This is a genomic window from Georgenia sp., assembly GCF_054605595.1.
In genome coordinates this window covers 1-14707 of the sequence record NZ_JBTSDU010000025.1, presented here as the reverse complement: position 1 = coordinate 14707, position 14707 = coordinate 1, and the positions used below count along the sequence as shown (strand labels likewise).

General features: G+C 71.4%; 14 protein-coding genes. 6 read left to right on the top strand and 8 right to left on the bottom strand.

Annotated features, from left to right (window positions below; translation table 11 throughout):
- Positions 1-6: 6 nt before the first annotated feature.
- Positions 7-1104: a cation diffusion facilitator family transporter gene (locus ACYC1Z_RS05165; RefSeq protein WP_461408471.1), complete on the bottom strand. Its 1098-nt coding sequence runs from the start codon at positions 1102-1104 to the stop codon at positions 7-9.
- Complete coding sequence (locus ACYC1Z_RS05160; protein WP_461408470.1) at positions 1098-1472, bottom strand: ArsR/SmtB family transcription factor; 375 nt, start codon at positions 1470-1472, stop codon at positions 1098-1100. The genes ACYC1Z_RS05165 and ACYC1Z_RS05160 overlap by 7 nt, the downstream gene beginning before the upstream one ends.
- Before the next feature lie 255 nt (positions 1473-1727).
- Here ACYC1Z_RS05160 and ACYC1Z_RS05155 point away from each other — a divergent pair, with 255 nt between their 5' ends.
- The 6 genes from ACYC1Z_RS05155 to ACYC1Z_RS05130 all read left to right on the top strand — a co-directional run bounded on the left by ACYC1Z_RS05155 (position 1728) and on the right by ACYC1Z_RS05130 (position 7097).
- A complete protein-coding gene (locus ACYC1Z_RS05155; RefSeq protein ID WP_461408469.1) occupies positions 1728-2504 on the top strand; it encodes a C40 family peptidase in 777 nt (258 codons plus the stop codon).
- A gap of 121 nt (positions 2505-2625) precedes the next feature.
- Positions 2626-2919, top strand: coding sequence for a thioredoxin domain-containing protein (locus tag ACYC1Z_RS05150; protein WP_461408468.1), 294 nt, complete (start codon positions 2626-2628; stop codon positions 2917-2919).
- A gap of 3 nt (positions 2920-2922) precedes the next feature.
- Entirely contained in the window at positions 2923-3867 is a 945-nt protein-coding gene (locus tag ACYC1Z_RS05145) for a cytochrome c biogenesis CcdA family protein (RefSeq protein WP_461408467.1), read from the top strand.
- Positions 3864-4493, top strand: a complete 630-nt coding sequence (locus ACYC1Z_RS05140) for a peroxiredoxin family protein (protein ID WP_461408466.1) — start codon at positions 3864-3866, stop codon at positions 4491-4493. Before ACYC1Z_RS05145 ends, ACYC1Z_RS05140 begins: the two co-directional genes overlap by 4 nt.
- Positions 4494-4561: 68 nt before the next feature.
- The gene (locus ACYC1Z_RS05135; protein ID WP_461408465.1) at positions 4562-5428 is read left to right on the top strand and encodes a M23 family metallopeptidase; all 867 of its coding nucleotides are present in this window, start codon (positions 4562-4564) and stop codon (positions 5426-5428) included.
- A 292-nt stretch (positions 5429-5720) separates the two neighbouring features.
- Positions 5721-7097, top strand: a complete 1377-nt coding sequence (locus ACYC1Z_RS05130) for a peptidoglycan DD-metalloendopeptidase family protein (protein ID WP_461408464.1) — start codon at positions 5721-5723, stop codon at positions 7095-7097.
- Positions 7098-7301: 204 nt separating this feature from the next.
- Here the strand turns inward: ACYC1Z_RS05130 and lnt are convergent, their stop codons facing one another.
- From lnt to ACYC1Z_RS05100, 6 genes are all read right to left on the bottom strand, one after another.
- Complete coding sequence (gene lnt, locus ACYC1Z_RS05125; RefSeq protein WP_461408463.1) at positions 7302-8891, bottom strand: apolipoprotein N-acyltransferase; 1590 nt, start codon at positions 8889-8891, stop codon at positions 7302-7304.
- A gap of 32 nt (positions 8892-8923) precedes the next feature.
- On the bottom strand, positions 8924-10453 hold the full coding sequence (locus ACYC1Z_RS05120; protein ID WP_461408462.1) for a multicopper oxidase family protein: 1530 nt from the start codon (positions 10451-10453) through the stop codon (positions 8924-8926).
- A gap of 193 nt (positions 10454-10646) precedes the next feature.
- Complete coding sequence (locus ACYC1Z_RS05115) at positions 10647-11999, bottom strand: APC family permease (RefSeq protein WP_461408483.1); 1353 nt, start codon at positions 11997-11999, stop codon at positions 10647-10649.
- Positions 12000-12229: 230 nt separating this feature from the next.
- Positions 12230-13507, bottom strand: a complete 1278-nt coding sequence (locus tag ACYC1Z_RS05110) for a class I SAM-dependent methyltransferase (RefSeq protein WP_461408461.1) — start codon at positions 13505-13507, stop codon at positions 12230-12232.
- The gene (locus ACYC1Z_RS05105) at positions 13504-14310 is read right to left on the bottom strand and encodes an SGNH/GDSL hydrolase family protein (protein WP_461408460.1); all 807 of its coding nucleotides are present in this window, start codon (positions 14308-14310) and stop codon (positions 13504-13506) included. The genes ACYC1Z_RS05110 and ACYC1Z_RS05105 overlap by 4 nt, the downstream gene beginning before the upstream one ends.
- Before the next feature lie 190 nt (positions 14311-14500).
- Positions 14501-14707, bottom strand: a 207-nt coding sequence (locus ACYC1Z_RS05100) for a hypothetical protein (protein WP_461408459.1), incomplete at its 5' end; no start/stop codon positions are given.

Genomic DNA, 14707 nt, shown 5'->3' with positions numbered 1-14707 from the left:
GCGCTGTCAGTTCGCAGTGGTGTTGATGGCGACGTCGCCGAGCGAGGGCAGCATGTGGCGCAGGGCGTGGGTGGCGGCGGTCGTGATGCTCTGGGCGTCCGCGACCGTGGTCTCGGGTGGGAGCTGGAGGCGGGCCTGCACGGCCAGGCGGTGACCGGCCCACCGGAGCCGGACGTCATGGACCTGCGGCACGCCCGGGGCGTGCTCGAGGGTGTGGCGGGCCAGGTCCGTGAGATCGGGGTCGACGCCGTCGAGCAACCGGCGCCCGACGTCGCGTGCGGTGCCCCAGAGTAGGGCGAGGATGGCCGCGGTGATGACCAGCCCGACGATCGGGTCGGCGAGCGGGAAGCCGGCCAGCACGCCGAGGGCGCCGAGGACGACCGCGAGCGAGGTGAACCCGTCGGTGCGGGCGTGCACGCCGTCGGCCACGAGCGCGGCGGAGCCGATGCGACGGCCGACGCGGATGCGGTACACGGCCACCGCCTCGTTGCCGGCGAACCCGACGACGCCGGCGGCGAGCACCCAGCCGAGGTTCTCCACGGGTTGCGGATCGGCCAGGCGGCGCACGGACTCCACGCCCGCGACCACTGCGGACAGGGCGATCATCGCGACGATGAACAACCCGGCCAGATCCTCCGCGCGTCCGTACCCGTAGGTGTACCGCGTCGTGGCCGGGCGCCTGCCCAGGACGAACGCGATCCACAGGGGCACGGCCGTCATGGCGTCGGAGAAGTTGTGGATCGTGTCGGCGAGCAGCGCGACCGACCCGCTGATGGCGACGATGGCGAGCTGCGCGGCGGCGGTGGCCGCCAGGACGACCAGGCTGATCTTGACCGCCCGGATGCCCTGACCGCTCGCCTCCAGGGCGTCGTCGATCGAGTCGGCCGCGTCGTGGGAGTGCGGCACGAACACCTCGTGCAGCCGGCCGCGGAGCCCGCCGCCGTGGTGGCGGTCGTGGCCCTCGTACTCGTGCGGGTGGTCGTGGCCATTGTGCTCGTGCGCATGGTCCTGGCCCTCGTGGCCCGGCTCGCCGTGGTCGCGAGCGTCGTCGCCGTGACGGGGGTCTTCGGCCCCCACGGCCCCGCGGCGAGACGCGGTCACCATGTCACCCCGTCCCCGCGGCCGGGCGCGGGGTGGTGAGCGGGCTGCTCGTCGACGGCGTGCTGCGCCTGGAACACGGCCTGCGTGACGAGGTTGCGCGCGTGCTCGTCGACGAGCGAGTAGAACACCCGGTTGCCGTCCTGACGCGCTCGGACGATCCGACCCCACCGCAGCTTTGCGAGGTGCTGGGAGACGGCCGTGGGGCTCTTGCCGACCGTCTCGGCCAGGTCGTTGACCGACGACTCGCCGCCGCTCAGCACGAGGATGATCCGCACCCGGGTGGCGTCGGCGAGCAACGAGAACACCTCAGCCGCGAGGTCCACGTACTCGCTCTCGACCGCCAAGGAGTATGCCTGCTCATCTTCATGCATACGCAGACAGTACGGCAGCGCGGGAGTGAGTGCGCGGCCACCACGCCCGGCCGTTCCGCCCAAGGTCCGATGAAGGTTCGATGAAGTGCGTTATCGAAGCGTGACATCCGCGCGCCGGCGCCCATAACGTCGGAATCACTTCCGGAGCATCCCGCTCCGAAAGGGCCGCGCGGAGTACCAGACCCTGCCCACCCCACTCCTCCGGCCCCGCCCAACCAGGAGAGCCAGCCCTTGAGCATCCAGGAGAGCCCGCCCTTGAGCATCCATGGTCGAGCGCGTCATCGCGCCCCGTACCGGCCCAGCACCCCCTTGACCGTCCTCGGCCAGTCAGCCCGGCCCGCCGCACGGCGCGGGCTCGCCGCCGTCGCCGGCTCCGGCCTCGTCCTCACCGTGGTGGCCACGGGCGGGACCGCGGCGTCAGCCCAGGCGGAGACATCGGCGCTGCCCCGGGTGGATGTCTCAGCGGTCGCCGCGGCTGCGGCGTCCGCGCTCGTCATCACGCCCAGCGTGACGGTCCCCACCGGCCTCACCTGGACTGTCCCAGCCGTTGCCGCACAGGCGACGCCGGCCCCCGAGCCGGAGCCGGCGCCGGCGATCCGTCGCGACGTCCTGACGGCCTCCCGATCCGGCGAGCGCCCCGCGCTGGACAGCTCCGGCGACGCGCCGGCGGCCGCCACCGAGGCGCCGGCTCCTGCGGCCTCGTCCAGCGCGGTCGTCACCTTGGCACGCCAGTTTCTCGGCACCCCGTATGTGTGGGGCGGTACCACGCCGGGCGGCTTCGACTGCTCGGGCTTCGTGCAGTACGTGTACGCCCAGTTCGGCATCAACCTGCCGCGCACCTCCCGCGAGCAGGCGACCGTCGGGACGAAGGTGTCGGCCGCCGAGGCGCAGCCGGGCGACATCGTCACCTGGCCGGGCCACGTGGGCATCTACACCGGTAACGGCAACAACATCGCTGCCCGCCAGCCGGGGACGCCGCTGACGGAAGGCCCGATCTACAACTCCAACCCCACGTTCATCCGCGTCGGCTGACCATCGGTGGCGGGGCATGCCTTCCCCGCCACCTTCAGCACTTCTTCATCGAACGGCGATCGGTCGGCACGGCCGGGCCGTCCAGGCTTGATCGGATATGCCAACCGCGCAGGAGACGAATGTGGACGATCACGACCAGACCGTGAAGATCACGGTCGTGCACGCACCCGCGTGCCATTTTTGCGACGACGCCGAGCGGGTGCTCGCGGTGCTCGCGGAGCGATTCCCGCTCGAGGTGCGCGTGGTGGAGATCGAGTCCCCCGAGGGTGACCGGCTCGTCGCCGAGCACCGGCCGGCGATGACCCCGCTGGTCCTCGTGGACGATGCCTTCTTCTCCGCCGGCAAGCTTCCGCGGCGCAAGTTGGAGAAACTCCTCCTCGCCCACGGCACTTCCCTGGCCGCGGCGAGGCGGTGACCGGTGGGAGCTGAGCTGCTCACGACCGGGAGCATCCTGGCGGCCTTCTTCGCCGGCGGTGTCGCCCTCTTCGCCCCGTGCTGCATCGTCTTCCTCGCGCCGAGCTACCTGGCCGGAGCGGTGAAGAACGCACGGTGGCGCCTGCTGCCGCTGACGTTCGTCTTTGCCGCCGGGCTGGCCCTGGTGCTCGTGCCCATCACGCTCGGCGTGAGCATGATCGCGGGGGCCATCAACAATTACCATGTCGAGGTCTACTGGGCGGGCGGTCTCCTCATGATCGCCCTGGCCGGCCTGTCGCTGTCGGGGAAGATGTGGTCCCTCCCGAGCTTCCTGCGCGCCCCCGACACCTCCCGCGGCGACACCGCGAGCTTCTTCTCCCTCGGGGTCTTCTCCGGGATCGCGTCGAGCTGCTGTGCCCCGGTGCTGGCCGGGGTCATGACGCTGTCCGCCCTCTCGGGCTCCGTGACGGGCGGCATCACGCTCGGCCTGGCGTACGTGTTCGGCATGGTGTTCCCGCTCTTCGTCATGGCGCTCGCGTGGGACAAGTTCCGGCTCGGCGAGCGGCGCCTCTTCCGCGCGAGGCTCGTCAAGGTCCGGGTGCGCGGGCGGGTGTTCGTCACGAACACGGTGAACCTCGTGGTGGCGATCGGGTTCGCCGTCATGGGCGTCTTCGTCATCCTGCTGGCCGACAGTCCGAACATGACGGGCGGCACCGAGGCCCAGGCCGCCGTGGGTGAAGGGCTCGCCGGTGCGTTCGGCACCGTCCAGGAATGGGTGAGCCCGGTGCCGGAGGCGGTGCTCGGTCTGGCTCTGCTCGCGGTGGCCGCCGTGTTCGTCGTCGCCACGCTGCGCGACCGGCGACGCCATCCCGCCCCCGAGCCCGAGCCCGAGACCTCGTCCCCCGCCGACGAACAGCCCGCACACGATCCCGAAGGACTGCCCCGATGACCGCCACCGACTCCCGGCCGACCGCTAAGCAGCGCAAGATCGAGGCCAAGGCGACCCGTATGCGGGCCGAGGCCGCTGCCACGGTGCGGCGCCGGCGCAGCCGGCGCATCGCCGCCATCGTGGCCCTGCTCGCAGCCGTCTTCGTGGTTTCCTACGGGCTGCTGACCTCACAGCAGCAGACCTCCACGACCGAACGCCTCGCGCCGGACTTCACCCTTCCCACCACCGACGGCGCGACCGTGACCCTGTCGGAGCTGCGCGGCGGTCCCGTCGTGCTGTTCTTCAGCGAGGGTGCCGGGTGCGCGGCGTGCACCGTGCAGATGGCCGAGATCGAGAAGGAGCCCGGATTCGCCGAGGCCGGCATCACGGTGCTTCCCATCGTCATGAACACCGCTGAGCAGATCCTGCCGGACATGCAGCGCTACGGAGCCACGACGCCCTTCCTGCTCGACGACGGCCGCGTGTCCGAGACCTACGGGGTTCTGGGCACGGGCATGCACGAGGGCCTGCCCGGCCATGGCTTCTTCCTGGTCGACGCGGAGGGCGTGCAGCGGTGGCAGGGCGACTACCCCTCGATGTGGCTGGAGCCGGCCACCCTGCTCAAGGAAGTCACATCGCGGCTGTGACGGCAGTCGTACCGCGGACCAGACGTCAGCTCCGAGAGGCTGACCGCCGCACGTCAAGGATTCCCCATGTGCCGCACCACGCGGCGTCAGGAACACCCCGGTGGGGGGCCCGCAGCACCCCGGCCGGCGGCCGTCCGGTCATCCGGGAACGCACCCGCACCGCCCGGGTCCCCGCGCGTGTGGCCGTCCTCGCCGGTCTGGCCATGCTGACCATCGCCGCACCGCTCGCCGAGCTCCTGCCCGCCTCGGCCTACCTGCCGCCGGACGCGGCGGTGCAGACGGCGCCGAGTCTCCTGGCGGCGCTGGAGGCCACGGCGCCCGCCGCCGGGACCGAGGGCACCCCAGCCAGCCTCCGGGCCGACCCGGTGGCCCGTGTTCGCGCCCTGGCCGTCAGCGTCGCCCGGAGCGACGAGCGGCAGCCGCTCGCCCAGGTCGCCCACGCCGCCAGCGGCATCCGTGCCGCCAGCACGAACCTGTCCGGCCGGGTCGTCATGCCGATGGCCGCGGGCAGCTTCCGCATCTCGTCCGGTTACGGCTGGCGCAACGATCCCTTCGGCCGCGGCCGGCAGTTCCACGAGGGTCAGGACATGGCGGGCCCGCGCAACACCCCCATCTACGCCGTCGCGGACGGCGTCGTGGAGTACGTCGGGCCGGCCAAGGCGGGGCGCTCCGGAGAGATGATCATCCTCCGTCACGAGATCGACGGGAAGACGGTGTACAGCTGGTACAACCACATGTACCGCGACGGACTCTATGTCCGGATCGGTCAGGAGGTCTCAGCGGGAGACGTCATCGCGGGGGTCGGCAACAACGGCTACTCCACCGGTCCACACCTGCACTTCGAGATCCACACGGACGACAGGCTCACCACCACCGATCCGCAGGCATGGCTCGCCGAGCAGGGTGCGGTGGACGTCACCGAGCTCGACCGCTGACGCCCTGGTCGGCGTGCGTGGGGGTCACGGCCACGCCGAGGAGCACCGTCCTCATGCCCAGCGGCCGGTGGTGGATGGTGTGTGGTGGATGTGGTGGTGGCCCGACATCCCGAACGTGACACGTCCCGACGGCGGGCGGGGTGCCTGGGAGCGACCATGAAGATCCGATGAACCACGTGAGCGCCTACCGGGTGGACCTCGCCTGACCTGCGAGCCTTGCGACAGGGCAGAACACTGCTCCCCCTCACCATCGAGACTGGCCGCCACCTGATTGAGGAGCCTGCCGTTGTCCATGCGTCCAGCCCCCACCGCCGCCCCCCGCTGGGGCACCACCCTCCGTCGCGCCGGCGTCGCCATGCTGGTCGGCCTGAGCCTGATCGGCCCGGCGGCCCTGGCCCAGGCGGAGAGCCGGGACGACCTCGTACGCCAGCAGCAGGAGAACGCGGACCGCCGCGAGAAGCTCCAGTCCGACCTGGAGGGGCTCGACGAGGAGATCGTCGAGGCCCACATCGCGCTCGAGGACGTCCGGGCCCAGCTGCCTCGAGCCGAGGCCGCGCTCGCCGAGGCGCAGGCGGACCTCGCCGCGGCGGCCCGCGAGCAGGAGCAGGTGGCCGGGCGGCTCGGCGTCGCCGAGGAGGAGGCCCGCACGATCGAGACCGCCATCGCCGCGGGCGGGGAGAAGATCGCCTCGACCCGGGCGGCGATGGGCGAGCTCGCGCGCAGCACCTACCGGGGGGAGAACACGGTCAGCGCGATCGAGGTGGTGCTCGACGCCGGCTCCACCGAGGAGTTCCTCCAGGGCTACGCGGTCCGCGAGACCGCCGTGCGGGTGCAGACCCAGGTGCTCGACGAGCTCGAGACCCTGGCCGCGGTGACCGCGAACCAACACGCCCGCCAGGAGGCGGTCACGGGGCGGATCGGCGAGCTCAAGGTCGCGGCGGATGCCGCCGTCGCCACGGCCGACGCGGCCCGGGCGACCGCCGAGCGGCACGCCGCCGAGGTCCGCGAGCTGGAGGCGGACATGAGCGCCCTGACCGCCACGCTGGAGAGCCGCAAGGGCGACGTCGCCGACCAGATCGCCTCCATCCAGGCCGAGAACGACCAGCTCAGCGCAGACATCGCGGCCATCGACGCGGCCAACCGCCGGGAGGAGGAGGAACGCCGGCGCAAGGCGGCGCAGGACGCCGCGGCCGCCCAGGCGGCGGGCCGGCCGGCCCCGGCCCCGGCGCCCCCTGCCGGGAACGGGCGGCTCATCCCACCGGTGCCCAACCCGCTGTACGTCACCTCCCCGTACGGCGTGCGCTGGTACCCCATCACCGGCGGTTACTGGATGCACCTGGGCACCGACATACGCTCCGCCTGCGGCAACCCCCAGTACGCCGCCGCGGCCGGCACCGTGGTCTCGACGAAACCCCCGTGGGCCACCGGGACCAGCGGCAACCAGGTCATCGTCAACAACGGCTTGATCGACGGCCAGTCCACCGTCACCGTCTACAACCACCTCTCCCGCTTCGCCGTCAGCCCGGGCCAGCAGGTCTCCCAGGGCCAGGTCATCGCCTACACCGGGGACACCGGCAAGGTCACCGGCTGCCACGTCCACTTCGAGGTCTGGAAGAACGGCAAGAGCCTCGACCCCATGAGCCTGCCCGGCTTCATCCGCACCAACTGAGCCCGTCAGTGTCGGGGGCACCCGCGGGAACGGCGACCTGGGGGGCTCGAGGAGGTGCACGACGCCGAGCGATTCGTGGTCGACTTCGCGCTCGGCGCGCTCGGGGGCTACCTTGCCCGCACGACCGGGGGGACGCCGCTTCGTCCCGTCACACCCGCCGCGGGCGGGGCGCCTGAGCCCTGTCCTCGCAGCCCCGCCCCCGGCTCACCGGGCGCGTCGGCGGCGGGGGCCGCGGCCGCGGCCCGCGAGCCCCGCCAGGAGAAGGATGATGGCGAGCCCGTTGACGGCCATCCCGGGCCACTCCCCCAGCCGGTCCGCCGTCGTGAGGGACGTCCGCAGGGCGAGCTCCCCCACCATCTGCTCGGCGGTGAACAACCCCGTCCGGGCCAGCACGTCACCGTCCGGGCCGATCAGGCCGCTGACCCCCACGGTGGAGATCTGCACCACTGCCCGGGCGTGCTCGGCGGCGCGGAACCGCGACATGGCCAGCTGCTGCGTGGACTCCTGCGTGAAGCCGAAGGAGGCGTTGTTGGTGGGGATGACGATCAGCTCCCCACCGGCGAGCACTCCCTCGCGGATCAGGTCGTCGTACGCCACCTCGAAGCAGATGGCGGTGGTGATGGGCACGGCCCGGCCCAGGCGTGCGATCCCCACCGGGACGATCGCCCTGCCGGTCCCCGCGGCCATGTCCGTGGTGACCAGGTCCACGGCAGAGGTGAGGCGGCGGAAGAGGTCCCGGTAGGGGACGTACTCCCCGAACGGCACCGGCCGTTGCTTGGTGTACTCCACGTCGGGGTTCGCACCCACCCCCGGCTCCCACAGGATGTAGTTGTTGTACCGCAGTCCGGGCTGGAACCGCTGGGTGCCCAGCAGGATGGGGGTGCCGACGGCGCGTGCGGCGCCGTCCACCACAGCCGCGACACCGGCGTCGGTGCGCGGGTCGATGTCCGAGGCGGACTCGGGCCACAGCACCAGGTCGAGCTCACCGACGTCGACCCGCTCGAGCAGGGCGCGCGTGCCCTCCGCGTGGTTCGCCGCCACCTCCCGTGCCTGGGACATCGCCTCGGCGCCCCGCACGGACACGTTCCCCTGCACGGCACCCACCCGCAGGGTGCCGGACTCGGCGCCGGTGCTCAGCGGCACCAGCGCCGGCAGGAACGCGACGGCGAGGGCGACGGTCAGGTACGCACCCGCCGCACCGACCCGCCGCCGGTTCAGCCGCAGCAACGTGAGCACCAGCAGGGCGCCCAGCGCCACCACTACGCCGCTGACCAGCGTCTCTCCTCCCACCGGGGCCAGGTGCAGGAGCGGGCCGTCGGTCTGGGAGAAGGCGAGGTACCCCCAGGGGAAGCCACCGAAGGGCCACCGGCCCCGCAACTGCTCGACCCCGACCCACAGGACCGGCGCCGCCAGCACCTGCAGCCAGCTGTGCGCACGCACCCAGGCCCCGCGCCGCACCCAGACCCAGGCCGCGCCGAACGCGCCGAGGTAGAGCGCCTCGAAGACCGAAAGCGCCACCCACCCGATCGGTTGGCCCACCGCCTCGTTCGCCCACCACACGTGCGGCAGGAAGAACGCCAGCCCGTACAGCGCACCCACGACGAAGCCCCAGCGTGGCGAGTCGCGCCGCAGGGCGAGCAGGAGCAGGGCGACGCCGACGAAAGCCATCGGCCACCAGGACCGCTCCGGGAAAGCCGTCTCGGTCGCGAGCCCTCCGGCGACGGCGAGCACGACCGACCACCGTCGTCCGGGGTCGACCGGCCCGGCAGCACTGCGCCGACGCGTGGCAAGCATCGTGCCCGCTCCGGGGCCGCCGATCGATGACATCACGAGACGTAGGACAGCACCGTCATCATCCCCAGCTCGCCGTGGTAGATGTTGTGGCAGTGGATCAGCCACTGCCCGGGATTGTCGGCCTGCAGGTCCACCGCCAGGGTCTCCATCGGGAGCACGTTGATCGTGTCCTTCCGGATGCCGGTGCCGTCCGGGCCGGCGAGGGCGAAGGTGTGCCCGTGCACGTGCATGGGGTGGAACATCATCGACTCGTTGCGCAGGACCAGCCGCACGCGCTCGTCGGCGCGGATCTCCAGCGGCTCGTGGTCCCCGAAGCCGGCCCCGTTGATGAACCACCTGCGGCCGCCGTCGACCATCTGCAGGGCCAGGTCGAGCTCCCGGTCCGGCTCACGCGGCTCCAGGGTCGCCGCCTCGGTCGCGGTGAGGTCGGCGTAGCCGAGCAGGCGCCCCGCGAGCTCGGCGGGACGGGCACCGGGGGTGGGGGCGTCGCCCGACGCGGTGCGGAGCACCGCGAAGCCGGGCCCCACGTCCTTGCCCTCGGGGGCCGCGACGATCGGGAAGGCACCGTCACCCGCTGTGATGACGACGTCGTAGCGCTCCCCCATCCCGACGATGAGCGTGTCGACCTCGACGGGGTTCACCGCGAACCCGTCGGTGTGGGTCACCGTCAGGCGGTGACCGCCGACGGCGAAGCGGTAGGCGGTGTCGCCGCCGGCGTTGATGATCCGCAGGCGGATGCGGCGACCGGGCGCCGAGCTGACCACGAACGGGTCCGCGGCCACGCGACCGTTGACGAGGTGGGCGGGGTAGACGACGTCGCCGGTGTCCGCGCCGAGCGGCTGGGCCGCGGACGGCATGGAGTCCGCCATGCTCATCCCCTCCATGCCCGCCATGGAGTCGGCGCCCATGACCATGCCCTCCCGGGCCATCCGTTCGAGGATGGCGTCCGGGGAGTCCCCCCAGCCGTCGGTCCAGTCGTCGAGCACCAGGACGACCTCCTCGTCATAGCTCAGGGGCTCGGAGGGGTCTTCCACGATCAGCGGCGCCTGCAGACCCCGGTCGAGCTGTACGCCGACGTGCGGATGGAACCAGTACGTACCGGAGTCGGGGACGACGAAGGCGTACTCGAAGGTACCTCCGGCGGCCACGGGGTCCTGCGTGAGACCGGGCACGCCGTCCATGTCGTTGCGCAGCGCGAGACCGTGCCAGTGCACCGTCGTCTCCGTGGGCAGGTCATTGGTCAGGCTGACCCGCAGCTCGTCACCGGCCCGCACCCGGATCTCCTTGCCGGGCACGACGCCGTCGTACGCCCACGTCCGCACCACCCGCCCGGCGAGGTCGATCTCCGTCGGGGCCGCACGGAGCTCACGGCGGACGACGGTGCCGCTGGCCCGGCGGGCCGCCTCTGCACGCCCGACCGTCTCGGCTCCTGGCCCGACAGCCGCCGGGCCACCCAGGAGCCGGGTGCCCGCGAACGCGCCGCCTCCGACGACGACCAGGCCGGCGGCACCGACCTGCAGAAAGCGACGGCGACTCAGATTCGTGGTTGATGCGCTCGGCAACGTACAGCTCCAACTCTGCTGGGTACGTGCGGGCCGACCTCGTGGCAGGCCCGTTGAAGGAGGGCTGGTCGGCCGGGCCCCCCACGGCTGACCCTCTCGATATGGGACGAAGGTCCCATCCCCGGACGATCAAGATTCCCTGAAGGTGACCTGCCCCGGCGACCCTGCGGTCCCGGGCCCGGCCGCAGCCGGCCTACATGTCCATCGTGCCGTCGCCGCGGGTGTGGGAGCGCATCAAGAGACGCTCCCCGGCGACGATGACGGCGATACCCGCACCGGCGACGTAGAGACTGAGCGCATCGGTGGATGCCTTGACCCAGACGAATGCGCCGAACACGACCACGTCGAGGACGATGGCGGCTATCACGATGGCGGGTTTGATGTCGATGCGGCTGCGGAGCCTGGTGAGCAGGCCCCAATGGATGGCAATGTCCATGATCAGGTAGTAGATGGCCCCCAGGGCTGCGATCCTGCTGAGGTCCAATGTGGCGGCCAATGTCATGGCCAGCGCGACGGTGTAGACAGTGGCGTGGGTACGCACCGTGCCGGGTATCCGGAGATCCCGATGGGGCACTTGCTTCATGCGAGTCAGCATGGCCAGCAATCGCGACGCCGCGAAGACGCTCGCCATCACACCCGACGCGGTGGCGACGATGGCCAGGACGACGGTGAACCACACCCCGATGTCACCGAGCGCCGGCCGGGCCGCCTCCGCCAGGCTGAAGTCCTCGGCTGCGAGGATCTCGGGCAAGGTGAGGTTGCCGGCCACGGCCGCGGCGATGGCCAGGTAGACGATCGTGCAGATGACCAACGCGATCACGATCGCTCTGCCGGTGTTGCGGTGGGGATCGACGATGTCACCGCCGCTGTTGGTGATGGTGGTGAACCCCTTGTAGGCGAGGATCGCGAGCGCGACCGCAGCAAGGAATCCCGCAACGGAGGTATCGATCCCGGCGGCGGCAGTCCCGTTCGTGAAGTTGGCGGCGGAAGCGAACCAGAGGCCGACGACCGCGAACAATCCGAGACCGACGATCTTCACTGCCGCCATCGATCGTTGGCTGACCTCGACAGCCCGGTTTCCGGCGACATTGACGACAAATGCGGTGACGAGCAGCCCGATGGCGAAGACCGGCACCCAGAACGACACCGGTTCCAGGCCGACAACCTGCAGGACGTACGCACCGAAGGTGCGGGCGACCAGGCTCTGGCTGATCACCATGGAGACGTACATCAAGATCGCCAACACGCCCGTCGCCGTCCCTGGGCCGTACTCCTCACGGAGGAACTTGGCGACACCTCCCGAGGACGGGTAGGCGTTGGACAGCTTGACGTAGGAGTACGCGCTGAGGGCGACGACCACTGCCGCGGCGAAGAAGGCGATCGGGAACAGGTTGCCGGCCAGTCGGGCGGTCTGCCCGGTGAGGGCAAAGATCCCTGCGCCGATCATGACGCCGGTGCCCAGGGAAACCGCCCCGACCAGGGTCAGGCTACCGGGCGCATCCCCCGGTGACTGGTGCTCGTCGACGGCCCGGGAGTTGGTCTCCATCACGCCTTCTCCTTCATGGTCGGTTCCGGTCCGGATCCGTCGAGGTGTCCGAGGTTACGCGGTCCGGCCTTCGTGTCGGCCACGTCGTCGGCCCGTTCGAGCAACACGACCAGAGCCCGGCATGCCGGCCCCGACCAGGGATCCTCAGGCCTGCCGACGGCGGGGCGAACCGCCACGAGGGGCCCGGCATGGTTTGAGCCGCGGTCAGGCCTGCCCCCGTCGGGGGACGTTCATGACCGGACCCACCGGTCCGGTCCTGGGCGTAGCGGCATCCCGCTCGAGCCGTCCGCGGTCCGGACCGCCAGGGTCTGGTGGATCTCGATGTCGCCGCTCTCGAATCCCAGGGCGGATCCCGCCAGGTAGAGCCGCCACACCCGCGCTCGGCCCTCCCCGACGAGCCTGACCGCTTCGTCGAAGCCCTCCTCGAGGTTGCGCACCCAGGCCCGCAGCGTCAGCGCGTAGTGCTCGCGCAGGTTCTCGACGTGCTCCACCTCGAGGTCGGCGTGCTGGATGGCCGAGACGACCGTGCCGATCTCCTCCAGCTCGCCGTCCGGGAAGACGTAGCGTTGGATGAAGCCGTTGCGGGTCATCGGAGGTTGCCGGGCTGCGCGGCTGATGCCGTGGTTGAGCAGGCGGCCTTCCGGCGCCAGCAGCGCGTGCATTCGCGAGAAGTACTTGCCCAGGTGGTCCGCGCCCACGTGCTCGAACATGCCGATCGAGCTGATCGCGTGATATGGCCCGTCGTCGATCGCACGATAATCGGCCGAGCGGATCTCCACCCGGTCGGCGAGCCCGGCCTGGGCGACCCGCCGTCGCGCGATGTCTGCCTGCCGGCGGGACAGCGTCACACCGACGGCACGTACCCCGTGGTGACGGGCCGCGTGCATGACCATCCCGCCCCAGCCGCAGCCGACGTCGAGGAACCGCATGCCAGGAGCGAGACCGAGCTTGCGGGAGATCAGCTCGTACTTGGCCTCCTGCGCTGCGTCCAGGCCCGCGGCGGGGTCCTCCCACACGGCGCACGAATACGTCATGGTGGGACCGAGGAACAGCCGGTAGAAGTCGCCGGATACGTCGTAGTGGTGCGAGATCGCTGCGGCGTCCCGGGCACGACTGTGGCGTCGGCCACGGACCCGGATCTCCTCCGCCGGCGGCGCGGGTGGGCGACGCAGGCCGCCGGATCCGCTCACCAGCCGCGCAGCGGCACCCCACGACTGCGGACGCCGGAAGGCCCTGCCGAACTTCTCGCGCCCGGCGAGGACGGCGTAGAGGTCACCGTCGATGCCGATGTCACCCGCGACGTAGGCACGTGCGAAACCGAGCTCATTGGGCGACCAGAGCACCCGACGAACCGCTGCGGGGGACCGGATGGCGACAGTCGCCACCGCATCCTCGGGACCGCTGCGACTCCCGTCGAACGCCTGGAATGCCACGGGGAGGTCAAGACCGAGCAGGGAGGAGAGGGTCTCCGCCACCCCACGAGCACGGTCTTTCGTTGTGATGGTCATCGCTTCTCCTTGAACGGTCCGACGGGGTCGATGGCGGCCAGCACGGCCGGGGCGAGGGCGTCCGCGATCCGCCCGTAGCCGACCGCCGAGGGATGGAAGGAGTCGGCGCTCATCGTGCGCTGGTCCGCGACGAACTCACCGCCAACTGCACTGGCCACGTCGACCAGACGCACGCGCGGCCGCGGTGCGACCGCGCGTCTCTGCACCCTCCCGACCACCGCCCCATATCCGAGAGCCGCCTCCATCAGCGGGTGCGGCAGGAGCCGCATCGCGCGGAACTGCGGCAGGCTCGACATCACGATCGGTGCCCCGAGGGTACCGAGTGCGTCCAAGAGCGCCCCGGACATGCGAGCGAGGGCCGCCGGAGTCGTGACGTGGGTCACGTCGTTCGTTCCGACCACCACGACGGAGACGTCGGGCGCCCGGCGCACCCGAGGGACCTGGCGGGTCAGGACATCGTGGGTCCGTGCGCCTGATCGCGCATATCCCGTGACGTGCACCGGACGACCTGCCGCGTCCGCCACGCGTTGCGCGAGCTGCACCGGAAGGGTGTCGCGAACGTGGTGCACACCGACTCCGGCCATCGCGGAGTCGCCGAACGTCGCGAGCTCCACCGCCGGGTCCCCGATGAGGGACCCACCGGAGGGCTCGACGGTCACGTCGATCGGCGCCAGTTCCGCAGCCGCCCCGTAGCGACGTTGCAGCCGCACGGCCTGGCCCGTCAGGAGCGTCACCAGCGGCACGACGACGGTCAGAACTCCCAACGCCGTGCCTGCGGGACTGAAGGCCGGGTGCCGACTCACGCGGGCACCTGTTCTCGTTGCGCGCGGCATCCGAGCCGGCCGCCGGGCTCGCGTGACCTTCGCATCATCGTCCTCTCTGCCTGCCGACGCTCCACCGGCGTCCGCTGACATGGTGCGTCGCGGACGATCGCGGAATGGCTGCGGACCGGTGAAGAGGTGATCAACGTCTTACACCTCCGCGACCACACCGTCAGGTCGAGGGGCCCCGTGGGGCAAGGACGTGCTCGGCCTCGGGCCTCGAGTTGTCCCCCCAGGACGGGCCGAGGCGTCTGCCCGGTGCCTCCAGGCTCTGGTGGATCATGCCGGCCCCCACGGTCCACCACGCCCCGGCGGTGCCCTCGCCGAACGCCAGCCGGGCCACGGCTCGCGACACGGCAGGATCGCGGATGGCGGCGGC

What these genes read in the sequence shown, in the direction of transcription:
- ACYC1Z_RS05165 (WP_461408471.1), bottom strand. Translation starts at nt 1,104, where the DNA reads ATGGTGACCGCGTCTCGCCGCGGGGCCGTGGGGGCCGAAGACCCCCGT.
- ACYC1Z_RS05160 (WP_461408470.1), bottom strand. Translation starts at nt 1,472, where the DNA reads ATGCATGAAGATGAGCAGGCATACTCCTTGGCGGTCGAGAGCGAGTAC.
- ACYC1Z_RS05140 (WP_461408466.1), top strand. Translation starts at nt 3,864, where the DNA reads ATGACCGCCACCGACTCCCGGCCGACCGCTAAGCAGCGCAAGATCGAG.
- ACYC1Z_RS05130 (WP_461408464.1), top strand. Translation starts at nt 5,721, where the DNA reads ATGCGTCCAGCCCCCACCGCCGCCCCCCGCTGGGGCACCACCCTCCGT.
- lnt (WP_461408463.1), bottom strand. Translation starts at nt 8,891, where the DNA reads ATGCTTGCCACGCGTCGGCGCAGTGCTGCCGGGCCGGTCGACCCCGGA.
- ACYC1Z_RS05115 (WP_461408483.1), bottom strand. Translation starts at nt 11,999, where the DNA reads ATGGAGACCAACTCCCGGGCCGTCGACGAGCACCAGTCACCGGGGGAT.
- ACYC1Z_RS05110 (WP_461408461.1), bottom strand. Translation starts at nt 13,507, where the DNA reads ATGACCATCACAACGAAAGACCGTGCTCGTGGGGTGGCGGAGACCCTC.